The sequence below is a fragment of the Methanosarcina sp. WH1 genome (assembly GCF_000970005.1).
In the GTDB taxonomy this organism is placed as follows: domain Archaea; phylum Halobacteriota; class Methanosarcinia; order Methanosarcinales; family Methanosarcinaceae; genus Methanosarcina.
The window spans coordinates 202637-226350 of record NZ_CP009504.1 but is presented as its reverse complement, the minus strand read 5'-3'; the positions used below and the strand labels follow the sequence as shown (position 1 = coordinate 226350).

Genomic DNA, 23714 nt, shown 5'->3' with positions numbered 1-23714 from the left:
AAATGTCTGCAGGTGGATCAGGAGGAGAAGCCCCAGCCGCGTATCCTCCACAAACAATAATGGCTATAGGTGCAATTGGCGGCCTTGCAGGGATTTATCTGGGTCACTTCCTGCCTCCAGTGTTTTCCTTCTTTGGAGGTCTTGGAGCAATCTGCGCCATTTTATGGGGTGCTGATGCGGTTCGCCGTGTAGCAAGCTACGGGCTTGGTACCGGGGTTCCATCCATTGGTATGATCTCCCTTGGTATGGGTATTGTAGCTGCCCTGTTCGGACTTTCCGTAGGAGGTATTGCAGGACCTATAGTATCCTTCATTGCCGCAGCGGTAATAGGTGCCGTAATTGGTGTCCTCGCAAACAAAGTAATAGGAATGGGAATTCCTATAATGGAACAGGCGATGGTGGAAATTGCAGGTGCGGGAACTCTGGCGATTATCGGATTAAGCGTTGTCATTGCAGGAGAATTCACATACAGCGCAGTTATTGAAAACGTAGTCGCCAATGGATACATTGCACTGATCTTTATCATAGGCGGTATGGGAATCCTTCACCCCTTCAATGCTAACCTCGGTCCTGATGAGAAACAGGACAGAACTCTATCTGTAGCTGTTGAAAAGGCAGCCATCGCATTGGTAATTACAGGTTTTGCGTCTTCACTCCATGAAGGATTGATGGCAGCAGGATTAAACATCGCTGTAGGACTTGCGATATGGGCTTTTGCCTTTATGAAGTACTATGGGTTTGTCAAGAGAGATGCACATTCGGTCGTTGGAACCGGGCTGCTGCCAAGCGCGGAGGAATTAGAATGAGCATGATTCGCATAGCCCCCGAAGTACATCTTGTCATGGACCCTGAAACTGCAATTGTAGCAGAAGAAAGGGCGGACTCGATCCTCTATTCCATGGACCCTGTCTTTGAGAGGATGGACAAACTTGATGGGATTGCAGATGATCTGTTGAACTCACTTTCACCCAGCAAACCACTCCTTAACTCATGGCCCGGCCGTGAGAACACCTCCTATATGGCAGGAATTTATGGGAACTCTTTCTACGGAATCGTAGTAGGTCTTGCCTTCAGCGGACTGCTTGCCCTGGTCATATTCATACAGAGACTGATCGAGGGAGGTATGTAAAATGGTAGATAAAAGAGAACCAGCACCTGGATGGCCCATCCTGAAAGGAGAGTATGAAGTAGGCGATGTAAAGGGCTGTGTTGCAGTCATTACCTGTGCTTCACACCTCCCCGGAAAGCCTATTCTCGATGCTGGAGCAGCAATCACGGGGTCCTGTAAAACAGAAAACCTGGGTATAGAGAAGGTCGTTGCCGACATAATTGCAAACCCCAATATCAGGTTCCTGGTTGTAACAGGAGCTGAAGTCAAAGGGCACGTTACAGGACAGGCAATGCTTGCTATCCATGAAAATGGTGTAAAAGACCACAGAATTATAGGTGCGGTCGGCGCTATCCCTTATGTAGAAAACCTGAACGACGAGGTAATTGACCGCTTCCAGCAGCAGGTCCAGACCGTAAACCTGCTGGACACAGAAGACATGGGTGCAATCACAGCCAAAGTAAGGGAACTTGTATCAAAGGACCCTGGTGCTTTTGATGCAGAACCAATGGTCGTGGTAATCAGCGAAGAGGGAGAAGAAGAAGAAGAGGGCGGAGTCGTCAGACCGGTTTCCGGTGAGATTGCAGTCATCCGCAACAGGCTGAAAGGCATTGAAGCCCGGATGCTTGACATAGGAAACTTGAATAAGTTCCACTCAGGGATTCATGCAGGAAAGGTTGAAGGTGCCATGATCGGGTTGACAGTAACCATATCCCTGCTTGGGATGTTACTGCTCGGGAGGTAATGAGAATGGCAGAAGAATACGGAAAAGGAGTCCCAATGGTGCTCAACCCTCAGATGGGCGCAATTGACGCTACTGTTGAGAGCATTCGGTACAGAGCACAGCTGATTTCGAGGAACCAGAAGCTGGATTCAGGAATAATGTCCACTGGAATGATTGGCTTTGCAGCAGGCTTCCTCTTTTCACTGCTGATGGTGATTATACTCCCGTTAATGGCCGGTCTCTAAGCTTGAGAGGTGAAACTATGGAAGGAAAAGCACCAGCAGCGTTTGTAGATCCAGCCGAGTTTAACGAAGTAATGAAAAGGCTCGAAAAGATCGATGAAAAGGTTGAGTTCGTCAACAGTGAAGTTGCACAGAGAATCGGAAAGAAGGTAGGAAGAGATATCGGAATTCTGTACGGCGCAGTGATAGGACTGCTTCTCTTCCTGATCTATGTCTCGGTATCATCAATGTTCACAATATAATGAGGGATCAAAATGTTCAAGTTTGACAGGAAACAGGAAGTTTACGAAGTAGGTGGAGTTAAGTTCGGTGGACAGCCGGGCGAATACCCAACCGTGTTAGTCAGTACCATGTTCTATGCAAGGCACAAGATCGTGACCGATGAGGACAAAGGTCTCTTTGACAAAGCCGCTGCAGAAACTCTGTGGAACACACAGGTGTCAATGAGCGACGCCACAGGAAACCCCTATGTAAACCAGATTGTGGGTGAAACCCCCGAAGCAATCAAGAACTACATCGACTGGTTCGTTGGGATCGATGACAGGACCCCATTCCTGATCGACTCCTCAGCCGGAGATGTGCGTGCATTTGCAGCCAAGTACTGTACTGAAATCGGAGTTGCAAACAGGGCAATCCACAACTCCATCAACGCAAGTATCGAACAGGATGAAATGGACGTGCTCGCAGAGAGCGATGTGGAAGCCGCAATAGTTCTGGCTTTCAACGCAACTGACCCAACCGTAAAAGGAAAGATGGACATCCTTGAAATCGGTGGTTCAGGACAGACAAAGGGTATGCTCCAGGTCGCCGAGGAATGCGGAATCAAGATTCCCCTTGTCGACGTTGCTGCAATGCCCCTTGGCGCTGGCTCAGGCGCAACAATCCGCTCAATCCCCACCATTAAGGGCAAGCTCGGCCTGCCTGTCGGCGGTGGATACCACAACATGGCTTCTGCCTGGGACTGGCTCCGGAAATTCAAGAAAACCCAGCCTGACCCCAAGGCAATCTACATGCCTACAGACATTGGTACCAACCTCGTAGCCCAGATTGCAGGTTCTGACTTCCTGCTCTACGGCCCTATCGAGAACGTCAACCAGATTTTCCCTGCTGTCGCCATGGTAGACATCATGCTCGGCGAAACCGCAAAGGAACTTGGCGTCGAGATAGCAGACCTGGAAAACCACCCGGTCACCAAACTGACGTAAGTTCAAAAATTATCAAATGGGTCGCTAGATCCGGAAGCAAAGAGGCATTTTCTCTTTGCTTTTTCTTTTTTTACCGTAGATTCTGCAAATTTAGTTCAAGATTTTCCATCATTAGATTCCACAATCCGTGTAGTAACTGTGAAGTTGTACCAGCCCCTATGTACCTTTTTTGTAGTTACTTCCTTCAATAGTAAAAAATTGGGAGACATATAAGGGAACTATAGGGAAAACTGAAACAAAGAAAAAACAACAGAGAAAAAAAACAACAGAGAAAAAGTAATATACTTTGAAGAAATTTTTTCATAGACAGGTTATTTTTTGGAAGGAAAGTACCTGGCAGACGAGGAAACATTAAAAAGCCTGCCAGATACGATGAATCCACTCCCAACTCGCTTTTGTGGGGAACAAATACGCCCTGTAGAGATCAGATTATTACGGATATATAAATGTCTGACAGAGTGTTTATACAGAACCCCCCACCCGATCAGAAGGCATACAAATCCACTTTTATACTCACAATTTGTCAGAGAGTTAAGCAATGTCTTTCGTAACTAGAGAAGACAACAAAGACGTGAAAACTGTGAGCATAGGAAATCATTAACCTGATTCTCAAGGCTATTTGAGCCCCATTCACATTCCAATTTATTTAATTTACATGTCGTACACTGTCTTACATATATATATAAAGAATTGTGAACCGATATTATCCGTTTTAGATACGTTGCCACTTATTCACTTCAATACATGGGAGAAAAGTTCTACCTTATATAGGCAGTAGAGCAATGAAAAGAAAATCGTCGATTAGAGGAATTTACCAGAAGATATAAACAGAGAATATTATATGAAACTACGAATTAATTGACCCCCTGAAGAATAATATAAATTGACAAAAATTCTCAATAAATGGCACTAAACAGAAAGATTTAATATTCGGTAGTACTTACCAATATATAAGCTACTGATAAAGGTTTTTAGGTACTAAAATTAGAATTTATATCTGATAAAACAAATTTCTAAACATTTAGCCGGAATAGATAGAAAAGCCATTGATACAAGGGGTATAAATTATGGATCGGAGCATAAAAGACCAGAAAGCCAGACCATCTTGGGTGTAAAATATGCTGATCAGAAAAAACATATCCCTTGATGATAAGTACCTTAAAAAATTGCAGCCCCTTCTGGAAGCTAATGACGGGAATCTTAGCGCTGCAGTCAGAGATACGATCGAAGTTGCAGATATAGCACTTTCATATCATAGAAGCATTGATGAAGCAATTAAATTTTTAAAAGAAACCCCCGCAAAAGAAGAACTTAGTGACACAATTAAAAACGGAGAAAATACCATAATAAATAGAACAATGCTCGAGTGGCTTTTCAAGTATACAAAAGGAAGGCTCACTGATGAAGAGCTGGTTAATGAACTCATCAATCCTTTTGAAATTAGTGATATGAAAGAACTCGAGAACTACCTTAACCGTATTTCCAGAAACTACCAGTGGACAATCAGAACTTCAATCAAATGTGAGGACATACACAATCCTGAATCTGCCCTTATACTCCTTTCAAATGCCACCATAAACAGCAGAGAATTTTTTGCCCAGCTTATAGCCCATTTTCTGGCCAGATGGAAACAGCTGGACGTGGAACACATTTTCAGAAGGGCAAATTCAACCCAGATCTCATTCAAGAAGAATCTCTCAGTCTCTCTTAATGAAACCATGCCAGGGATTCGAAAACATTTTGGGTACCTTGACATCATATGCAGAGAACTTGATGATAATACAGAGTTCTGGACCCAGCTAATGTATACATATAATGTTGAAAGGTACAACCTTGTAACGTTGCACAGAAGCCAGTTCGAAACTTTTACAGTCGGAGATGTCCCGAATCCGACAAAAATACTGGAACGCCTGTGCAAACAATCAGTAAGCGAAATGTCTCTTCCCGATTTACTGATATACTTCAAGAAGATGTACCTGGCAACCCAGCTGGTAAAGAATATAGAAATTTATCTTGAACCAGGAAAGGAATCAGTAACAATCTTCCATGATTTCAAAAATGAAAAAGTAATCAATACCCTTGTCGAATACTTTTCAAACATATTCAGAGAACAGGGCACACCTTTTGTAACTACTTCATATTCAAGCATGATTGTGTTCAGGTTCTATAAGGAATACGAACCTTTAAACAGCTCCGACTTAGCTGGAGTGGAAGGATTCAAAGAACCTGATTTATTTTCAAAAGACTGGAATTCCTGAGAAATTTTCACCAGTTTAACCTTTTGCAACCCCAAGCGGAATAACTCTTGCAATCTTGCGGGCAATGCCAAGTTCGTGCACGACATTTACTACCTCACTGCTTGACTTGTACACGCCAGGAGCTTCTTCTGCAATTACGGAAGGGTGAGTTGCCCTTACAGTGATTCCTTGGGCTTCAAGGTTCTCTTTTATGCTTTGCCCGTGGAACTCTTGCTTTGCATGTGCTCTGCTCATAATCCTCCCGGCTCCATGGCAGGCACTGCCGAAAGAAACATCCATAGCCTCTTTTGCACCACAGAGTATAAAAGAAGGTGTTCCCATGCTCCCAGGAATTAAAACCGGCTGTCCCACGTCCCTGTATGCAGCCGGAACTTCAGGGTGCCCGGAGGGAAATGCTCTTGTTGCCCCCTTTCTATGCACGTAAACCTCTTTTTTCCTGCCGTCAATGTTATGTTCTTCAAGTTTTGCTACATTATGCGCAACGTCATACAGGAGGCTCATTCCCAAATCATCGGCATCTCTGCCAAATACCTTTTCAAACGATTCGCGTGTCCAGTGAGTGATCATCTGCCTGTTTGCCCAGGCATAGTTTGCAGCACAGAGCATGGCTTTGAAATAGTTCTGGGCTTCCCTTGACTGAGCCGGAGCACAGGCAAGCTGCTTATCCGGAATTTCAATCCCATACTTCTTAACAGCCTGAGAGAGTTCTTTTAGATGATCAGTGCAGATCTGATGCCCTGCGCCTCTTGATCCGCAGTGGATCATTACCGTAACCTGGCCTTCTTCAAGCCCGAAGGCCGAAGCCACTTCCCTGTCATAAATCTTGTCCACATACTGGACTTCAAGAAAATGGTTACCGCTACCGAGAGTTCCTATTTGAGGTTTTCCACGGTTCCTTGCCTTTGTGCTCACATGAGAAGTATCTGCACCTTCCAGGTAGCCATTCCCTTCACAGTGTTCCACATCCGCTTCCACACCATACCCGGCTTCTACTGCCCACTTTGCACCCTCAAGAAATGCATTGTCCAGTTCCCGGTCAGAAGCCCTGAACCGGCTTTTGGATCCGACACCTGAAGGCACGTTATTAAACAGCTCATCAGTCAGCCTTTTTATTTCAGGAACTACATCTTCCTTTTGAAGATTTGTGCGGATTAGCCGCACCCCGCAATTGATATCAAAACCCACTCCACCGGGGCTGATAACTCCTTCCTCTGCATCAAAAGCTGCAACGCCCCCTATAGCAAAACCATAACCAAGGTGGGCATCAGGCATTGCCATGGAATATTTCTGAATGCCAGGAAGAGTTGCTACGTTTGCGATCTGGTCGATAGTATCGGGCTCAATGCCTCCAAGCAAATTTTCAGATACAAACAGGCGCCCTGGAACCTTCATATTAGGAATATGCCCTTTCGGAATTTCCCAGCTATAATCGGAAAGCTTCAGAACCATGTGTTTTATGTCTCGGGGCACACTTTCCACACTCAATTCCTCAGTACCGATATCTTCATTTTCTACCATAATCGATGCTCCCTGCTCCTTTACGTGTTATGAATATAACTCTGAGATTATAGCCCTGTATGAATGTAATTGTATATTATAATCAGGATATGAATATAATTCAGATATTATAATTAAGAATGTCAAAATTCACTTTAGATTTATAGCACAGGATAGGATAATAATTCACGTACATGAAGATATGTATAGCGCAAAGTTAACCGGAGGCATACACGAAAGTCACGCATAGTAGCTGTACATTTCAGCCATCATAAAAAAACAAAAATCCCTGCTCTTCAAATATCAACAACGATCTGAGCCTTCCAGCCTTCGGCAGTCTTCTTGAGTTCCAGCTGATTATAAGTGACCGCCTTAATTTCAGTTTCAAAGGGATGACTTTCAGGATAGTATTTTTCACCCGATGCCCGGGCTTTTATTGAGCATTCCCCTTCTTCTGCTCTGATTTCTTCTACCCGAAACTTCCAGAAAACAACCTCATCGACCTCAAAAAGATATAAAAGCTCAGAAAGCCAGTCCACAAGTAGAGATTCCAGGTCAGGGGACTTAAGGTAAACGTCTCTTGCCGTCTCTCCAGAAACCTTCCCGGTATCAATAATAACATTGAACATCGCAAGAGCTGCATTTTCAAATACCTCTTCCAGAGTATTTCCATAAGCCAGGAACTTTATGTCTGCAGTGTGTTCCAGATACTCATACTTTTTTCCTTGAGACGGCATAGCCCTGTATTGGGTTTTGTCTTACATTAACCTATCCGCCTCAGAAGCCGGTTTTCAGGAATAAAACAGGTTTAAAAAAGATTTAGCCAGATGAACCCTGAAACAGCTGAAATCAAAAAACACTGAAAAGTATCAGTCCAGCCTATTCCAGATATAGATAATCCGCTGAATTGCAGTAATATGGCTGGTCACAGCAATCAGGATAACAGCCCAGCCCAGGATGGTAAAACCTACAATCGAAGCCGGATAAACCGAATTGGCAAAAGCGGCAAGAATTATGACTACAAGACGGTCAGCTCTACCCATAATCCCGCCGTAATACCTTCCCAGATTGAGTGCCTGAGCCTGAGTCCCGAGATAACTCGTAAGAAGCACGCCCACAATTGCCGCAACCCCTATCTGCCAGGACACATAACCTGCAAAAAAAATGCTGCAGATAATAAAAACGTCCGAATAGCGGTCGATTACATGGTCGAGGAAATCACCCCTCGATGTTGCCCTGTTGGATTTGCGTGCTATTACCCCATCAAGTGCATCAAAAAGCGAGTTAAACACTACCAGGATACTTGCTAATAGGGTAAGTTCTTTATATACAGGAGAATAATAAAAACTGAGCCCCGCAAAGAAAGCACAGACCAGAGAAACTATGGAAACCGTATCAGGTGAGACCTCATATCTTATAAAAAGATCTGCCAGCGGGTCAATAATTCTCGAAGCAACGGGTCTCAGGGCATTAAACGTCATGGTACTTGGAATCTTCCTTTTAGTTGTATATCCGTTATAGAGGCAGGCCCGAAAGAATGGCAGTTTATCCTGCTTCTTATAACGATTTGGATCTACTTATTTATATTAATTCTTTGTTTACCTGTCTTTTGATATTTATACTTAAGGCTGCATGTTTGATTATCAGTGTACTCCCTAGATAATACTTACTTATCTCACTTTTCACTTTTTATTTTCACTTCTTATTTTCACTTTTTATTTTCACTTCTTATTTTCACTTTTTTACGGCTGCAAGCTCATACAGGTACTTTATTCTGCAGGAGTGCTCAAGCTGAGTGGTCACAATATACGCTTCCCCCAGGGTTCTTCCAATGGCAAAAGTCCCATGGCTGTAAACAACCGCACCCTTATGTTTCGAAAGACCGGCTGCCAGGTTTTCGGCAAGTTCCCGGCTCCCGATCCCGCCGCCTACCACCGGGATATCCCCAAGGAAGTACTGCCCTTCACTATCTACAGGAACGATCACCCCTCCGGGGCCTGCAAGCAGGGATTCTACTACTGCATAGGGGCAGTGGGCATGAATAATTGCAAGGGCTGAGGTCTGCCTGTAGATCTCCCGGTGCACTACCGTCTCGGAAGACGCAATTATGTCAAGAGAAGACGTATCCTGAATTTCGACCTCAACAACATTATCGCCGCTGATCTCGTCAAGAGCAGTTCCGCTCCGGGTAATAAGCATCTGATCCCCGATTCTGACACTGATGTTTCCAAAATTTGATTCCACAAGTCCGTGTTCTACCAGCTTGCGCCCGTATTTTGCCATTTCCTGCCACATCTTATGTGAGATATAGAGGAAGAATGCCATAAGGTTTATGCGCCCCACATTCCGGAAATAACAAAAACAGGGAAAATGGAGACAGTTAAAACACTGAGGCAAACTCTTTAAAGGGGGATTCTGCCATAAAGTTTATCTGTTAGTATTGTATTTAGATAAGTCTGCTGGCAGCTTCATTGCGCCTCGTTGGCTCAGCCCGGTAGAGCGAGTGACTTGTAATCACTAGGTCGCGTGTTCAAATCACGCACGAGGCTTTGTACTAATTTTATCTAAATTCTATTTTACTAATTTTGTCTAAATTCTACTTTACTAATTTTGTCTAAATTCTACTTTACTAATTTTGTCTAAATTCTACTTTTCACTGGTGCATCTTACTTTCCGCAGATTTCTTCTAAAAAAGAACATTTATTCTGTTATCGTTTTTTGAGAATTATTCGAAAATTTACAGTTATTGTCTCAACTGAGGCTTAGGGAAATGGTTACTGGAAGTTTTCAATGAAGGCAAAAAGCCGAAAACTTTGGAAAATATCAAAACCACACTTTTGAGTTATCAGGGCGATTTTCAGTAAAAACGATTACAAGAAAAATTGTGAAAATTGAAAGGACATCTGCGGAAAGTCGGGTGCATAAATAAGATTAAACGAATCAGATGTTCTAAGACTTATAGTGTGGTGCTAACAGCATTCAATGCACTGAGTAATGATTACAATTTGCCTGGAAACATAAAGATAAAGATAAAGTTAAAACTCTGATTTTATATATAAACCTGGATTTCATCCAAGTTTTAAAAGTTTTTCCTTAAGGACAGGAGGCATCGGACTTAGCGGGATCGACTTTCATTGATTTTCAGATTATGGAGAAAAGTAGATTCAATTGTTAACCTGCGTTATAAATAAATTATTATATAAAGAATTCTATTTAAAGTTTGATACAAAGATTCTGAAGGTCAAATATCCAGTGTCTCAAAATAGAATTCTATAATATGATATTGCAACTAATAATGAGAGGCTATTTGCCCAAAACTTCATAAATATATAAAAAAAGAAGTGAGATATATGTTCTGGAGTAAGGACAATATTGTAGAAAGGTTGAGCAAAATACCTCGAACTCTGGAGGATATCTCAATCGAAATCTTTGAAGGCGTACCCTCAACAAATGATTTTTTACACAAAGTGAGCTTTTCAAAGGAAGACTGCATAGATGCCCCGTATGTCTGTAGAGATCTGTTAAGGAACGTAAACATAGAACAGGAACTTATGTATCCTTATATGGATGGTGCCCTGTCGAATGAATTTGCCATTCACTCAACCCAGTATCGGTTTATGCTGCCCTATGAAATCCTCGGCCAGGACATAAGGAAAAAATACAGGATATTTCAGCCAGAAGAAATGAAAGCAAGGTTTCCGATGGCATATAAAAGGCTTATGGAAATCAAATATACATTCGGAACAGATGGAGAAGAGCTCGATTCAGCTGATTGTTATCGCTTGAAAGGTGAAAACTTTCTGCAGTATATTAACACGCCTAAAATTATCATTACTGATCACTACCGTCTGCAGGCTTCTTACGATTCTGCCGGAAACCACGTGTTTTCAGATGGAATCGGAGTTGTTCTCGGGGACCCCACACTCTACCATTATGTAACAGCGGCACTTAACTCCTCAATATCAAGGGTTTTTCCTGAGATCTGGAACCTCGAAAAAGTGCGAAATAACAACAATATGTACCCAAAAATACTCAAAAGGTTTCCAATTACATTCCCTGAAAGCGAACTCACAGAGAACTTAATAAATACAATATCACGTTACCTGATTTATCTCAACAGACAAAAATATACAGCAAAAATTTACTCCTTACCTGATTACCAGAAACTAATCGATTTTTATAAAAGGATTTCAGATCTTTTGATCCTGGACACTTATATTACAAATGACCTTGATCCGAGGTTCATCGAAATTCTTGCCGAAAGCATAACCTCATCTGAAGAAGAATTCGAGTACAGTAACGACATGTGCCTTTTAATAGCACTGCAGGAAATAAAGAAAAATATTCTGAACACCCCTGATTTCCAAAAATGTAAGTTCAACAACGAGTTCACAAATATTCTTGCGACCCTGAAAAACAACGGGGTCTGGTAAAAAGAAAAATCCTCAATTAATCAATATGAATAAAAATAGGGAAAGATGAGGTCAATCCGGGTAAGAATGAGGAAAAAAGAAGGAAAGGATCAAAAGCCCATTCTGTTCAATTGTCAAGCAGCGCATCAATCCCATTATACAGCCCTCTAAGTGCGATGCTGAGCCTGCGGACTTCCACTTTCCATACATTTTTGTTGACATGGACATCCCCTCCGGCTTTGACAGCTGCCACCCAGGCATATTTCCGGGCTATTTTTTCATTTTTAAAAGGGGAATGAAAAATATTTCCCGTTTTCTGGTTACTGTATTTTTCATTAATAAGAAATTCATAGATCTCCTGAACTCTTCCGAGCAGGACTTGTTCACTTTCGGAACCTGAAGCTCCAAAAAGGACAAGACTCCAGAGGCGGAACTCCACCTCATGACGCTCAGATAAAAGTTTATTAGAACTGGAGACCTCAAACATCTTTCTGAACTCAAGATATATATCCGTATTTCCAAAACAGGAAGGCAGGGTATTTCCAAGTGAGATCATAAGATGAATACACTCGTGGAAAAGGATTCTGGATATGAGGAATTCAACTCTCTCCTGCAAGTTCCAGAATTTGTTTACAAGAGCCTCGTCCCAGAGCTGATAGGGGTTAACAAGGATTACAGACCTGTAAACAATCTTTTTTTCTTTCCGGGAAAACAGACGTTTGGGATAAAGAACCACTCCCTGCATTTTCCCGAAAAACTGAACCTTGATAGCCAGGTCCCAGCAGCATTCCCATTCCCCAGAATTCACACACTTTATTCTGTAGTATTTCCCATCAAAGTTAACCTTCTCAAGCAGCTGGTACATATCCTTACTGTGTGTCTTAATCAATGACTTAACCCTGGATTCCCGAAAGATTTTTAGATCAAGATAGGGAACGTTCGGGACAGAAGCACAAGAGAAATAAGGGGCATAGGGACTAAGATCGCAAAATCCCTGAGACAATGAGCCTGAATAATCTTGCCAATTATCGCCTTTGGCCTCAACTGGCGGGACCTTCCGTTTCATAAATATCCTCCTACGATATATCCCATAAGATATTATAAGATATTATTACTAAGGATATATAAAAAAAGGTTCAATAAGCAGGAAATTAAAACAAATATTCGTCCTTCCTTTGAATAGGTATAGGTGCATTTATGCCCAGTGAATACATTTATACCCAGTCACCTCTATTATATAACAGTGGTTCCGATATATTTATAGATTATCTTATTTATGAGTATTTGTGCTTATTTAGATTCATTTGATTTATTAAGAGATCCACAAACCGGACAATTATTTAACTTTGAGAGAGAGATTTCACTGAAATTTCCTGAAAGCCCGTTCCAGAATAAGAGTCGGCTTTCCAGAAGCTTTCCTTTTCCAATAAGAAACTTAATTGCTTCATTTGCCTGAATAGAGCCGATAATACCCGGAGTTGTTCCAAGAACCGGAAAAACTTCCTTTCTAGAAATTCGCGGGAAAATACAGTAAAAGCAGGGAGTTTTTCCAGGAATTATCGTAGTTACCTGCCCATCATATCCGGTAACTGCTCCATGAACTAAAGGGATCCTCCTTTTTACGGCAAGCCTGTTGAGCAAATGTCTGGTTTCAAGGTTATCAAGAGCATCGACAATAATATCGCATTCAGGAATCAGGGATTCAATGTTTGATTCGGTAAGCATTTCCCCGATGGTTTCAACCTCGATTCCAGGATTCATAGAAAGAAGCTTTTCCTTTGCAGATTCGACCTTAGCTCTTCCAATATCCTTCTCATGGTGGAGAAACTGCCTGTTCAGATTACTGAGATCCACCGAATCAAAATCTGCAAGAATTATTTTCCCGACCCCGGCTATTGCAAGATATGTGGAAATGGGGCTTCCGAGTCCGCCTGCACCGGCAACCAGTACTTTCGCATTTCTCAACTTTTCCTGCCCCTCTTCTCCAAAAAGAAGAATTTGCCGGCTGTATTTTTCATGTTCAAAATCATTCATGAAAGATCTTCCAGAATATTCGTCTCGAATATTGATTTTGTTGGCTAGTTTCCGAATAACGCCATTTATTCTCCGAATAACTTTATTATCCAGAGAAGTTAAAACCATTTCAGTAATGATTGAATTCTTTATGCATAACCTCTTCGGACAACCCGCAGGAATATAAGGGGTTAAGAATAAGGGGTTAAAAATAAGGGGTTAAAAATAAGGGGTTAAAAATAAGGGGTTAAGAATCAGAATTTTTTTGGAAAAATTAATTAAGGCAGGACACATAAAAATAGTTAAATCATTATTAAGATTACTGGAGCCTGATACTGCTATTTATTATTGCAAAACCCTTTTACAGGCTTACAGATGAGATGCTGGAAAAGAGAGATATATAAAGGTTTTGGAGTTTATGAAAGTTCTGGATTTAAAAAATACAATCCTCAATATAAAACAGGAATTCTCTGATTACTTTAAAGAAAGAGACGCTGAAATCAACGGTTCTCTGCTGGCACTGCTCTCTGGAGAACACGTTCTTTTGCTGGGCCCTCCGGGAACTGCAAAAACCCTGCTTGCAAACAAAATCTGCGAAACTATCGAAGGAGGAAACTTTTTCCATTACCTCCTTACCCGGTTTTCCACTCCGGAAGAAATATTTGGACCACTTTCTCTAAAGGCGCTTGAGAAGGACGAATTCAGCCGGAGGGTAGAAGGCTACCTGCCGACTGCACATATCGCCCTTCTTGACGAAATATTCAAGGCGAACAGCTCTATATTAAACAGCCTCCTGACAGTTCTTAACGAGAGAAAATACCATAATGGCAAGGAGGTCATGGATGTTCCTCTCTTTTCCGTTTTTGGGGCTTCCAACGAACTGCCCGAAGAAGACGAAAGCCTTGAAGCGCTTTATGACAGGTTCCTTTTCAGGTATAGCGTGGATTATATTCAGCATGAAGAAAACCTTGAAGCCCTTATTTTCGAAAATACCGAGGATTTCATGTCTTCAATAAAACTCCCGGTTGAAGATATAAAGGAAATCCAGAAGAAAGCAAGGGATATGCGTGTAGACCCTGAAGTTCGAGCAATTATTAAAGAGCTGAGAAGAGAGCTTAAGAACTCCAATATCTTCGTTTCAGACAGGCGCTGGAAGAAGATTATAAACGTCCTCAGAGTCGCTTCAGCCGTAAACGGGCACACCAGCGTAAACAGGATGACTGTGGTCCTGCTCCAGCACATGCTCTGGGACCTCCCTGAGCAAAAGGAAACTGTAAGGAAACTTATTCTGGAAAGGATTGTCTCAGGAGGTACTGATACCGGAAAGCTCAAACAAAACGTGCTTGACCTGAGAAATTCTGTTTACAGTTGCCTGCAACAGGAACTTCCGGACCCTCTGTCCTGCAACAAGTGCTTTGAACAGGAGAAAAAGGTAACCGGAGGCATGAAGAGTTCCAGGTTTACAGGAGTGAAAGCTCCGAAGAGTCTCACATTTAATAATGCCCTTGATTTTTTAAAACACCACACCGAGTTCCCTACCCACACCTACAGTTTCGGGCTTGAATACGGCAACAATATTAACAGTTCACTGGGCTTTGAAGCAGTTGTAGAGCAGTTCCGCCGGAAGTACGGGTTTGAGTTCAAACTCAGCCTGGACTACGGAGACAAGAGGCTCTACGAAAAAGAGTACGAAAACCTTGAAGAAAGACTGAACTACTTCAGAAAGCAAGTGCAGGAAGAAGAAAAAGTCCTTGAGGATACGCTCAGGGAAAATATCTGGGTTTCCGGACAGGACAGCAAAGAGATCCTGATGAAATACCGTTCCAAAAACACTGATATTTACGAAATTGCAAACCATCTGAAAGAAATCCGGGCTCTGCTCGAAAAACCGAAGATATTTGATGTGGAACTCAAAAAAGCAGAAGTTTCCTGAATTGGAAAGTTCCTGAAAGTCCGAAAAAGAAAGGAAACAAAAAATATGCAGAACCCGAAAAGTTCGAAAAAAGGTTTCGAAGACCTGTCCGGATCAGGCAGGGAATTATATTTTGATCAGGTGTTTAATCCCTTTACTATATTAAATACCGAACTGCGGGAATTTCTGGCAACTCCCCGAAAAGTGCCTCACAGGCTCAGAGAAGAGATTGCCAAGGTCCTTATTTATGAACTCCTCTCAGGAAAAAGCTACGAGATAAAAGACGAAAAACGCTTTATGGAGAAATTTGGAGTTTTTTATCCGATTTTCCTCAGTATGAGAAACCAGCAGGTCTGGGAAGAAGTAAAAACCCTTGCAGGAGCAAACCGTATGGCAGGGATTTTTCTCTTGAAAAGTCTGCTGGAAGAAATTTTTACTCTTCTTGAAGATTACGAAAAAATAGAACAGACCCTGTTCAAAAAATCCCAGAAAGGGCTGGAAAAGAGTCTGAAAGCCCTGAAAGAATTGATCAGTGAAACTCAAGCCATATGGGAAAGGAACAGGCTGGAAAGGTCTGAAAGCCCGAAATACTCTGACTGGCAGAGAAATGTGAACGAATGGCAGGACAGAAAAAAGGCAGAAGATGATAACCAGAGAGCAGGAAATAATAGCCAGGGAAATTTCCATAAAAATGATGAAGATCGGATAGAGAGCAAACAGAGCCAGGAGCCTGAAAACACTGCAGCGTTGGAAAGACTTGCCTCAATGACCCTGGAATTCATGTTCAGCGAAAAAGCTGGAGAAGCAGTTGACTCTGTAATAGGAGAAAGGATAGCTGCAAAGCTTGAGGAGCTTATCCCTGTCCTCGAAGACCACCTGGAAATGCTTGAGATCCTCTCCATGCTCTTTCCAGGAAGAATGTGGGACTACTCTTTACAGGCCCTTCACAGGGAATACTTCGAAAACCTTGAAAAATATGCAGCAATTCTCAGGAAGAGTTCCGACCTGCATGAGATTCTCGAACAGGTTGGCAGAATTGAGCTTGAGTACGGCTCAAAGAAACTGCAGTTGTCGCCGCACAGCAAAAGTGAAGTGCACTCAATTACTTTTTCAGGGGAGATCCAGACCCTGCTTCCGGTAGAAGCCGTAAAACTCAAACACCCCATCCTGAAGCTCAAGTTCTATGCTGACATGATCGAAGAAAAACTCCTTACATACCAGCTCAGAGGGAAAAACTGGAACTCAAACTCTGCAGGAAAAAAGAGAAAAGGATCTGTGGTCGCCCTGGTTGATACCTCTGGCTCCATGCGTGGAGCCCCTGAAATTTTTGCAAAAGCCGTGGTACTGGCAATTACAAGGAGGATGTTAAGAGAAAACAGGGATGTCAAAGTAATTCTTTTTTCATCGAAATGGCAGACAGTTGAGATCAAACTTACAGATAAAAAACGCATGGGTAAAGAGTTTCTGGACTTTCTCAAATATACTTTCGGGGGCGGAACAGACTTCAATACGGCTCTTCGTGCAGGGCTCAAAGCAATAAAAGAAGAAAAAGCCTATCAGGGAGCAGACCTCCTTTTCCTTACCGACGGTGCTTCCGAACTCTCAGAAATACCTCTTATCCGGGAATGGAATGAAATAAAAGCCGAAAGAAAAGCCCGCATATTTTCCCTGATAATAGGAAACTATGATGCAGGAGGGCTGGACCAGGTCTCAGACCATACCTATATTATCCCTGATGCCGGAAACTGGCAGGCTGAAGAAAGCCCCGCAAGGTTTATAAAAGCAATCAGCAGACCTGTGAGGGGGGTTTAACTGGTCATAGAAATAGAAATAGTGAATTTCATACAGATTGGAATTCTCGAGAACTCAGGTTTCATATAAAAACAGGATCAAAGATTTACAATTAACGTCTGCGTTTAAAACGCCTGCTCATCTCTTCTATGAAATCTTCAAGATCTTTCTTACCTGGCGTTTGGTGTTTGTAAATACTTGACAGAACAACAAATGCCGCCTTTTTACCTTTATTGGAATTCTTAAGCAGACCAATTTCGATCACTGTAATTATCACTTCAGAGATCATCTTGCGGTCCCGGGGACTTAAATTACTCCACTTATCATTAAGTTTTTTCGAAGAGCCCTTTACTGACTCCTTACTGTCGGAAGCTATTGTTGAGGCTTTTGAAGAGACGGTTTTTGAGATTTTTATTACCCGGTCCCTCCCACAGGAGGCAGTTTTCGAAACCGTCCTGAAAGCTCTTCCCGGAATATCTTTCAGCCACTCTTTTTCGTAATCATAAGAGCTCCCCCTGGGGTCTCTTGAAAATCTGCCTTCGGAATTTCTGCTTTCCAGGATTTTGCGAATTTCTTCAAAGATTTCAGTGATTTCCTCTTTAGATCTTGTTCCAAGGTATTCTCTGAGATTTTCTATCAGTTCGGGATCCGGTTCGGCAGAATAATCTCCATCAAATGTAGGACCTTCGCTAACCTCAACAAAGTCGGCGTCAATTACAGGACAGGACCACATGAGAGAGTCGTGTAAAGAATCCTTCCCAGACCCACGATTTTTCCTGAGCCTGCTGCCGGAATTTGAAAATTTCCTGAATATGTCCTGTTTATTTTTGAGCAAGAAAATCACATCCATGCCTGTTATGAAGCAAGAATTACTCGATTTTTACCGAAAATGTTCATCGCCTGAAGTGATTTCAGTATCATTTTTACCACATACATAGTTCGTAATTACATAAACAGATTTCATTCCGGGGTTTAATATCTTTTTCTGTTTACATTGCGGCGAAATCCCGAGTTATCGTACAAGAATATTGTAAACCCGGAAATATCATACTGAAACGCTTGTAGTAATGAAACATCATATAAACATCATATAAATATCGTACTGGAAAGGAGAACAAAATAATAAAAAAGCATAAAAACGGTTTTTACTTTAATAAGCCCACAAAAAAGGTTATAAATGAAAAAAAGCACTTAAATTCCTTTTTTTTCAAAAAGAACTGCAGATTGATTCGTAGATTAGATAATTTTTTTATAAGTCTCATGCTTTAGTTAATATCAGGCGAGGTGAAAAGCATGAGTATACAGAATGTAAAGACATTGAAAATAGTCATATGCGGGCTCCTTCTCGTATCCATTCTCTCAAATGCCTGTGCAGGGGCAGGGGCAGGAAAGACGACTGCGCCTGCAGAAATTGAAGTGATGAAGATGAAAGTGGCAACTAGCTCTGGTGCTGCATCCGGAATTTATGCTGGAGATTATTATCCCGGGTATCCCGAGTTTGAAAAAATCAGTGTAGATCCGGCTTATCAGTACCTTAAACTGAAGCCAGGAGACAGTAAAAACTTTACTGTGACTGTTGGAAACAAAGACAATAAAACCATTGCATTGTACCCCGGACCTGTTATCATCCCTTATACTGAAAACTTCATAAATGAAAGCTGGGTCAGCATAAGCCCCTCCGCAAAGGACCTGGCCCCGGAAGAAAAAGAGGAGTTTGAGGTGGAGGTAAACGTACCCGGAGATGCAGAACCTGGGAACTATGCCATACTCATCGCCTTTACGGAAGATGTGCCTGAAGGAGATGTAGCAGGCTATTATTCGAAATTTCCGGGCACAATGCAGCTTAACCTGCAGGTATGGGTCCCGCCCACAGTCCAGATCCTTACACCTTACATCAACAACCTTGTAAAAGCAGGAAATACCTATACTTATGAGATAAAACTCCGGAACACGGGCAGTACAGATATTGCAATATCCCCTGAGCTTACAGAGGGAGGAGACATCATATATTACGATAGCATCTCTCCTTACGGAGGAGTAACATATGCCTTCGGAAATGATGCGATAAATGTCGAAGCCCCGGAAAAGGTAAAAGCAGGCCAAACATCCATTGTAAAGCTGACACTTAAAGTTCCAACAGATGCATGCAAAAGGCAGCTACACAGGAAGCCTTGACCTTAACATAGATGATCCCGGGATCAGAGAATACGAAGGGAAAGTTTCCCTTAATTTCCGAATTCTCCCGATCCTCGAAAAGCCTTATGAAGCCACCTTTAAAGCCGGGACTAACGGCACCATCAACATAGAGGTAAGCGCCTATCGGTACGGATACGGCCTGTACACCGCAGGAGGAAAACGGGACCTTGCTTCTTCTTTTGAGGTGAGCCTGAAAGACCCCTCTGGAAACGAGGTAACACCCACTCTCGTAAGCACGAAATACAGCGGCTCGGTAAACATAATAGATGACACATATCAACAACCGTATCTTTCATATGTATCCGCCAGAATCGCAGGCGGCATGGAAACTTCCAACCATGGAAGCTATCGGGGTGGAACCACAACGTTTGTAGAGACCTATACAGTTCCGGGAGCTACAGGAGAATGGACGCTTTCAATCCTTCCCAAAAACACTGAAAACTTTGATTACACAATTACAATCAGGGACGCTAAAGAATAAACAACCCCCTTTCCATCCTTTTTTTGGTTTATTTTTCTATAAAAGGCTCCATTTTTTCAGATTCAGTCCCGATTCAGTCCCGATTCAGTCCCGATCCATTTCCGATCCATTTCCGATTCAGTCCCGATCCATTTCCGATCCATTTCCGATCCATTTCCCTCTTCATCAGATATTCAGGATGATGGAGGAGCCTGGAATCTGTTGATCGACCCCTGGGAATACAGATCCGAAGAATCAGGCATATTAAAGGAGCCTTTTAATTTTCTCGACCTGGATTTCAATCATTTTCCTGTCCACATCACCCTTACCCCTGCTAAAACAGTATGGGGGGATACATAATTCTGGACATTCATATCCCAGAACCTTAAAGGACAGATTTTTGAAAGCTGAAACGGTCAATGGTTATTATAATAGATAACATATAATATTGAATGATATATAATTAACTTGGGTATAATTCCCATTGAATGATATATAATTAACTTGGGTATAATTCCCAAGGAAAATCAGGAAAAATCAAAAAAACCTGTCTTTAAAACTTACCTTTTATCCTGCAAGTGCTTGAAAACGGGGAAGGGCTGGAAAAGAGCCCCTGAATATATAATTGAAATAGAATGCCGAGAACCGGGAATCAGGTGGGGGAAAGAGCGATAAACTTCTGGTCTCCAAAAAAAGGAAGATAACAAGCCCGAAGGAATAAAATAGTCTCAGGGACAAAAGAGAGGAAGTTTCATAAGATAAAGAGTTAATGGAAGAACATTAGCCACGATTATCTTTAATCCATACTTATCTTTACTTTATATTTTTGCTGGAGGTAAAAAATACAATGAGAGAAGGCCTGGACCCCTTTGGGGTAAGAGATAGCATCGAAACAATTGCCGGAAAAGCTACAATTTACAGACTGAGCAAACTGGAAGAAAAGGGCTTTGAAGGGATTTCCCTGCTCCCCTACTCTATAAGGATCCTGCTGGAATCCCTGCTCCGGCATGCGGATACTGAAAAGCACCTGATAGCTACAGAGGACGTGGAAGCCCTTGCCCGCTGGAGTCCTGAAAATATAAGCAAGAGGGATATCCCGTTTATTCCTTCAAGGGTAATCATGCAGGACTTCACGGGTGTGCCCGCAGTAGTTGACCTGGCAGCCCTCCGCTCGGCAATGGAGCGCCTTGGAGGAGACCCTGCCAAAATCAATCCTGTAATTCCTGCTGACATGGTCATTGACCACTCGGTTCAGGTGGATTCCTATGGAACCTCATATGCCCTTGAAGAAAATGAGAAAAAGGAGTTTGAACGCAACCGGGAGCGTTATACCGTCCTCCGCTGGGCACAGAATGCCTTTGATAATTTCAGGGTCGTACCCCCTGGAAGAGGGATCATCCACCAGGTGAATCTTGAGTACCTGACCCCACTCGTGCACCTGAAAGAGAAGGAAGGTGAGTTATTTGCATTCCCTGACACCCTTGTCGGAACTGACTCCCATACCACAATGATAAACGGGATAGGAGTCCTTGGCTGGGGAGTAGGCGGCATAGAAGCCGAAGCCGTAATGCTCGGACAGCCTTACTATATTCCCGTTCCTGAGGTTGTGGGCTTCAAACTCTATGGAAAACTGGGACCTGGGGTTACAGCCACGGATCTAGTTCTTACGATCACCAAAATATTAAGAAAGCACGGTGTAGTCGGCAAGTTTGTCGAGTTCTACGGACCCGGCATGAATTCCTTAAGCCTCCCGGACAGGGCAACGATTTCAAACATGGCTCCCGAATACGGGGCAACGCTCGGGATTTTCCCGCCTGACATGGAGACCTTAAACTACCTGAAGAGGACAGGCAGAAGTGATGAGCAGGTTGACCTTGTAAAAAAGTACCTGGAAGCCCAGGACCTTCTTTACTCAATCCACAAACCCGAACCTCTTTTCAGCAGCGCTCTCGAACTTGATATGGGGACTGTAAAGCCCTGTATCGCAGGACCAAAACGTCCGCAAGACCAGCTCTTCCTGAACGAAGTTTCGGAAAATTTCCGTGAAACAATGAGGCAGACCTTTATAAGAAAGAAGGAGGGAGGTGCTGAGCTGACCAGAGACCCTGCCTATCTGCGCTGGCTGGGAGAAGGAGGAGCCCCGGTAGAAGAAGCCGAAGCATTGGGCATGGAAGAGGCAGAAAAGGTTGAGCCCCATGAGAGAGATTTCAGGGTCACACACGGTTCCGTAGTAATCGCTTCTATCACTTCCTGTACCAATACTTCCAACCCATCGGTTCTCATAGGAGCCGGGCTGGTCGCAAAAAAAGCTGTTGAAAAGGGTCTGAGGGTTAAACCTTTTGTGAAAACAAGCCTGTCTCCGGGCTCAAGGGTGGCCACCGAGTATCTTGGAGCCGCAGGTCTTCTGCCCTATCTGGAGGCGCTGGGTTTCCACCAGGTAGGATACGGATGTACGACCTGTATAGGGAACAGCGGACCTCTACCCGAACATGTTGCAAAGGAAATTGAAGAAAAAGACCTTACAGTTGCAGCCGTACTCAGCGGGAACAGGAACTTCGAAGGCAGGATCAACCCCCATGTAAAAGCAAACTACCTTGCCTCTCCTCCGCTTGTTGTTGCATATGCAATCGCGGGCACAATAAACATAAACTTTGAAACCGACCCCCTTGCTTATGACCCGAACGGACTCCCTGTTTATCTAAAGGATATCTGGCCCCGAAACGAAGAGATAAGGGAAGCTGAAAAGAACAGCGTTAAGCCTTCAATGTTCAAAAAAGAATACTCCGGGGTTCTGGAAGGAGCAAAACTCTGGAAAGACCTGGATGTGCCTGAAGGTACCCTCTATGACTGGAGCCCGACATCCACCTACATTCAGGAGCCGCCGTATTTTGTGGATTTCCCGCTTACTTTGCCTCTGCCGGGAGATATACAAAACGCCAGGGTTCTTGCTTTTTTCGGAGATAGCATCACTACAGACCACATCTCCCCTGCAGGAAATATCCCGGCAGACAGCCCTGCAGGCAGATATCTGATATCCTGGGGTGTGGACCAGAAAGATTTCAATTCCTACGGCTCGCGCCGGGGCAACCATGAAGTAATGATGCGTGGAACTTTCGCGAACATCCGGCTCAGGAACAGGCTTGTAGCCAGGGAAGGAGGCTGGACTGTCTACCACCTAAAAGGAGAAGACTTCCCGCCCGAGGCATGTGAGGGGATCCCTATCTACGATGCATCTTTGCTCTATGCGGAAAACAATACCCCCTTGATTGTTCTCGCAGGAAAAGAGTACGGAACAGGTAGTTCCCGCGACTGGGCAGCAAAAGGAACATTCCTCCTTGGAGTAAAGGCTGTTATTGCCGAGTCCTTCGAACGCATACACAGAAGCAACCTTGTGGGTATGGGAGTTCTTCCTCTGCAATTTAGGGAGGGGGAAAATGCAGATACCCTTGGCCTCACGGGAAAAGAAAGCTACGATATCCTCGGCATTGAGAAAATGGAACCTCACGGAGAGCTTACCGTAAGAGCAAAGGACGATAACGGGAGAAAAAAAGAGTTTAAGGTCGCATTGAGGCTGGACTCGGCTGTGGAGATAGAGTACTACAGGAATGGAGGAATTTTGCATAAGTTCCTCAGGGATTCGGTGAAGAAAAAATAATGGTCACTTATGCCAGAATAGCATGAAAAGATTAGTTAGGAGGTTCCACAAGCCTTAATAAGGCTTCTTATTTTTTCAGGAACCTTTCTTTTATCCGTATTGTATACAGGGGTATTTTAGCTCAAAAAGGTATTTTGAAGAGGGATACTTTATTTGAAGAGGGGTACTTTACGAAAAATATTATACCCCGTTCTTAAAATAGATAAGGAGATTAAGGGGGCAGGATTTTTAACATAAGAAA

At 43.0% G+C, this 23714-nt stretch carries 20 protein-coding genes and 1 tRNA gene; 14 read left to right on the top strand and 7 right to left on the bottom strand.

The window, feature by feature from the left end; genetic code table 11:
- Window positions 1-2: 2 nt before the first annotated feature.
- The 7 genes from mtrC (at window position 3) to MSWH1_RS00995 (ending at window position 5537) form a co-directional block, all read left to right on the top strand.
- The gene (gene mtrC, locus MSWH1_RS01025; protein WP_048125312.1) at window positions 3-806 is read left to right on the top strand and encodes a tetrahydromethanopterin S-methyltransferase subunit MtrC; all 804 of its coding nucleotides are present in this window, start codon (window positions 3-5) and stop codon (window positions 804-806) included.
- Entirely contained in the window at window positions 803-1129 is a 327-nt protein-coding gene (locus tag MSWH1_RS01020; RefSeq protein ID WP_048125310.1) for a tetrahydromethanopterin S-methyltransferase subunit B, read from the top strand. Before mtrC ends, MSWH1_RS01020 begins: the two co-directional genes overlap by 4 nt.
- A 1-nt stretch (window position 1130) precedes the next feature.
- On the top strand, window positions 1131-1853 hold the full coding sequence (gene mtrA, locus MSWH1_RS01015; RefSeq protein ID WP_048125308.1) for a tetrahydromethanopterin S-methyltransferase subunit A: 723 nt from the start codon (window positions 1131-1133) through the stop codon (window positions 1851-1853).
- Complete coding sequence (locus MSWH1_RS01010; RefSeq protein ID WP_048125306.1) at window positions 1853-2077, top strand: tetrahydromethanopterin S-methyltransferase subunit F; 225 nt, start codon at window positions 1853-1855, stop codon at window positions 2075-2077. Before mtrA ends, MSWH1_RS01010 begins: the two co-directional genes overlap by 1 nt.
- Window positions 2078-2094: 17 nt before the next feature.
- A complete protein-coding gene (gene mtrG, locus MSWH1_RS01005; protein ID WP_048125304.1) occupies window positions 2095-2316 on the top strand; it encodes a tetrahydromethanopterin S-methyltransferase subunit MtrG in 222 nt (73 codons plus the stop codon).
- 12 nt (window positions 2317-2328) lie between these two features.
- Entirely contained in the window at window positions 2329-3279 is a 951-nt protein-coding gene (gene mtrH / locus MSWH1_RS01000) for a tetrahydromethanopterin S-methyltransferase subunit H (RefSeq protein WP_048125298.1), read from the top strand.
- 1118 nt (window positions 3280-4397) lie between these two features.
- Complete coding sequence (locus MSWH1_RS00995) at window positions 4398-5537, top strand: hypothetical protein (RefSeq protein WP_048125297.1); 1140 nt, start codon at window positions 4398-4400, stop codon at window positions 5535-5537.
- A gap of 15 nt (window positions 5538-5552) precedes the next feature.
- On the opposite strand, the gene MSWH1_RS00990 is transcribed toward MSWH1_RS00995, so the two are convergent.
- The 4 genes from MSWH1_RS00990 to MSWH1_RS00975 all read right to left on the bottom strand — a co-directional run bounded on the left by MSWH1_RS00990 (window position 5553) and on the right by MSWH1_RS00975 (window position 9359).
- On the bottom strand, window positions 5553-7055 hold the full coding sequence (locus MSWH1_RS00990; protein ID WP_048125296.1) for an RtcB family protein: 1503 nt from the start codon (window positions 7053-7055) through the stop codon (window positions 5553-5555).
- A 275-nt stretch (window positions 7056-7330) separates the two neighbouring features.
- A complete protein-coding gene (locus MSWH1_RS00985) occupies window positions 7331-7771 on the bottom strand; it encodes an archease (RefSeq protein ID WP_048125289.1) in 441 nt (146 codons plus the stop codon).
- 132 nt (window positions 7772-7903) lie between these two features.
- Window positions 7904-8515 carry a CDP-alcohol phosphatidyltransferase family protein gene (locus MSWH1_RS00980; RefSeq protein WP_048125288.1) on the bottom strand — a complete coding sequence of 204 codons (612 nt, stop codon included), beginning with the start codon at window positions 8513-8515 and terminating at the stop codon, window positions 7904-7906.
- 253 nt (window positions 8516-8768) lie between these two features.
- Window positions 8769-9359, bottom strand: a complete 591-nt coding sequence (locus MSWH1_RS00975; RefSeq protein WP_048130142.1) for an aldolase — start codon at window positions 9357-9359, stop codon at window positions 8769-8771.
- A gap of 150 nt (window positions 9360-9509) precedes the next feature.
- Between MSWH1_RS00975 and MSWH1_RS00970 the strand changes: the two genes are divergently transcribed.
- Together MSWH1_RS00970 and MSWH1_RS00965 are read left to right on the top strand one after the other, a co-directional pair.
- Window positions 9510-9583 (top strand) — tRNA-Thr (locus MSWH1_RS00970).
- An 801-nt stretch (window positions 9584-10384) separates the two neighbouring features.
- Window positions 10385-11467 carry a hypothetical protein gene (locus MSWH1_RS00965; protein ID WP_048125284.1) on the top strand — a complete coding sequence of 361 codons (1083 nt, stop codon included), beginning with the start codon at window positions 10385-10387 and terminating at the stop codon, window positions 11465-11467.
- A 106-nt stretch (window positions 11468-11573) separates the two neighbouring features.
- Here MSWH1_RS00965 and MSWH1_RS00960 read toward each other — a convergent pair whose 3' ends face one another.
- Together MSWH1_RS00960 and MSWH1_RS00955 are read right to left on the bottom strand one after the other, a co-directional pair.
- Window positions 11574-12512, bottom strand: coding sequence for a hypothetical protein (locus tag MSWH1_RS00960; protein ID WP_048125283.1), 939 nt, complete (start codon window positions 12510-12512; stop codon window positions 11574-11576).
- 224 nt (window positions 12513-12736) lie between these two features.
- Window positions 12737-13480 (bottom strand): HesA/MoeB/ThiF family protein, encoded by a 744-nt coding sequence (locus MSWH1_RS00955; protein ID WP_048125282.1) that lies wholly within the window; start codon window positions 13478-13480, stop codon window positions 12737-12739.
- 397 nt (window positions 13481-13877) lie between these two features.
- On the opposite strand from MSWH1_RS00955, the gene MSWH1_RS00950 reads away from it, so the two are divergent.
- Both MSWH1_RS00950 and MSWH1_RS00945 read left to right on the top strand, forming a co-directional pair.
- Window positions 13878-15392 carry an AAA family ATPase gene (locus MSWH1_RS00950; RefSeq protein WP_048125281.1) on the top strand — a complete coding sequence of 505 codons (1515 nt, stop codon included), beginning with the start codon at window positions 13878-13880 and terminating at the stop codon, window positions 15390-15392.
- A 45-nt stretch (window positions 15393-15437) separates the two neighbouring features.
- Window positions 15438-17183, top strand: a complete 1746-nt coding sequence (locus MSWH1_RS00945) for a VWA domain-containing protein (protein ID WP_048125279.1) — start codon at window positions 15438-15440, stop codon at window positions 17181-17183.
- 91 nt (window positions 17184-17274) lie between these two features.
- Here the strand turns inward: MSWH1_RS00945 and MSWH1_RS00940 are convergent, their stop codons facing one another.
- Window positions 17275-18006 carry a hypothetical protein gene (locus tag MSWH1_RS00940; RefSeq protein ID WP_231585527.1) on the bottom strand — a complete coding sequence of 244 codons (732 nt, stop codon included), beginning with the start codon at window positions 18004-18006 and terminating at the stop codon, window positions 17275-17277.
- A gap of 449 nt (window positions 18007-18455) precedes the next feature.
- Here MSWH1_RS00940 and MSWH1_RS00935 point away from each other — a divergent pair, with 449 nt between their 5' ends.
- The 3 genes from MSWH1_RS00935 to acnA all read left to right on the top strand — a co-directional run bounded on the left by MSWH1_RS00935 (window position 18456) and on the right by acnA (window position 23473).
- Window positions 18456-19337, top strand: coding sequence for a hypothetical protein (locus MSWH1_RS00935; protein ID WP_048125276.1), 882 nt, complete (start codon window positions 18456-18458; stop codon window positions 19335-19337).
- Window positions 19303-19839, top strand: a complete 537-nt coding sequence (locus MSWH1_RS00930; RefSeq protein WP_048125274.1) for a hypothetical protein — start codon at window positions 19303-19305, stop codon at window positions 19837-19839. Before MSWH1_RS00935 ends, MSWH1_RS00930 begins: the two co-directional genes overlap by 35 nt.
- An 826-nt stretch (window positions 19840-20665) precedes the next feature.
- Window positions 20666-23473 carry an aconitate hydratase AcnA gene (acnA, locus tag MSWH1_RS00925; RefSeq protein WP_048125273.1) on the top strand — a complete coding sequence of 936 codons (2808 nt, stop codon included), beginning with the start codon at window positions 20666-20668 and terminating at the stop codon, window positions 23471-23473.
- The last annotated feature ends 241 nt before the right edge of the window (window positions 23474-23714 follow it).

Bases quoted from the DNA above. Each gene is read 5' to 3' on its own strand.
- MSWH1_RS01020 (WP_048125310.1), top strand. From the start codon at position 803: ATGAGCATGATTCGCATAGCCCCCGAAGTACATCTTGTCATGGACCCT.
- MSWH1_RS00935 (WP_048125276.1), top strand. From the start codon at position 18,456: ATGAGTATACAGAATGTAAAGACATTGAAAATAGTCATATGCGGGCTC.
- MSWH1_RS01010 (WP_048125306.1), top strand. From the start codon at position 1,853: ATGAGAATGGCAGAAGAATACGGAAAAGGAGTCCCAATGGTGCTCAAC.
- mtrC (WP_048125312.1), top strand. From the start codon at position 3: ATGTCTGCAGGTGGATCAGGAGGAGAAGCCCCAGCCGCGTATCCTCCA.
- MSWH1_RS00930 (WP_048125274.1), top strand. From the start codon at position 19,303: ATGCATGCAAAAGGCAGCTACACAGGAAGCCTTGACCTTAACATAGAT.
- acnA (WP_048125273.1), top strand. From the start codon at position 20,666: ATGAGAGAAGGCCTGGACCCCTTTGGGGTAAGAGATAGCATCGAAACA.
- MSWH1_RS00955 (WP_048125282.1), bottom strand. From the start codon at position 13,480: ATGAATGATTTTGAACATGAAAAATACAGCCGGCAAATTCTTCTTTTT.
- MSWH1_RS00980 (WP_048125288.1), bottom strand. From the start codon at position 8,515: ATGACGTTTAATGCCCTGAGACCCGTTGCTTCGAGAATTATTGACCCG.
- MSWH1_RS00960 (WP_048125283.1), bottom strand. From the start codon at position 12,512: ATGAAACGGAAGGTCCCGCCAGTTGAGGCCAAAGGCGATAATTGGCAA.
- MSWH1_RS00975 (WP_048130142.1), bottom strand. From the start codon at position 9,359: ATGGCATTCTTCCTCTATATCTCACATAAGATGTGGCAGGAAATGGCA.
- MSWH1_RS00965 (WP_048125284.1), top strand. From the start codon at position 10,385: ATGTTCTGGAGTAAGGACAATATTGTAGAAAGGTTGAGCAAAATACCT.
- mtrG (WP_048125304.1), top strand. From the start codon at position 2,095: ATGGAAGGAAAAGCACCAGCAGCGTTTGTAGATCCAGCCGAGTTTAAC.
- MSWH1_RS00950 (WP_048125281.1), top strand. From the start codon at position 13,878: ATGAAAGTTCTGGATTTAAAAAATACAATCCTCAATATAAAACAGGAA.
- mtrA (WP_048125308.1), top strand. From the start codon at position 1,131: ATGGTAGATAAAAGAGAACCAGCACCTGGATGGCCCATCCTGAAAGGA.
- MSWH1_RS00990 (WP_048125296.1), bottom strand. From the start codon at position 7,055: ATGGTAGAAAATGAAGATATCGGTACTGAGGAATTGAGTGTGGAAAGT.
- MSWH1_RS00985 (WP_048125289.1), bottom strand. From the start codon at position 7,771: ATGCCGTCTCAAGGAAAAAAGTATGAGTATCTGGAACACACTGCAGAC.
- MSWH1_RS00995 (WP_048125297.1), top strand. From the start codon at position 4,398: ATGCTGATCAGAAAAAACATATCCCTTGATGATAAGTACCTTAAAAAA.
- mtrH (WP_048125298.1), top strand. From the start codon at position 2,329: ATGTTCAAGTTTGACAGGAAACAGGAAGTTTACGAAGTAGGTGGAGTT.
- MSWH1_RS00945 (WP_048125279.1), top strand. From the start codon at position 15,438: ATGCAGAACCCGAAAAGTTCGAAAAAAGGTTTCGAAGACCTGTCCGGA.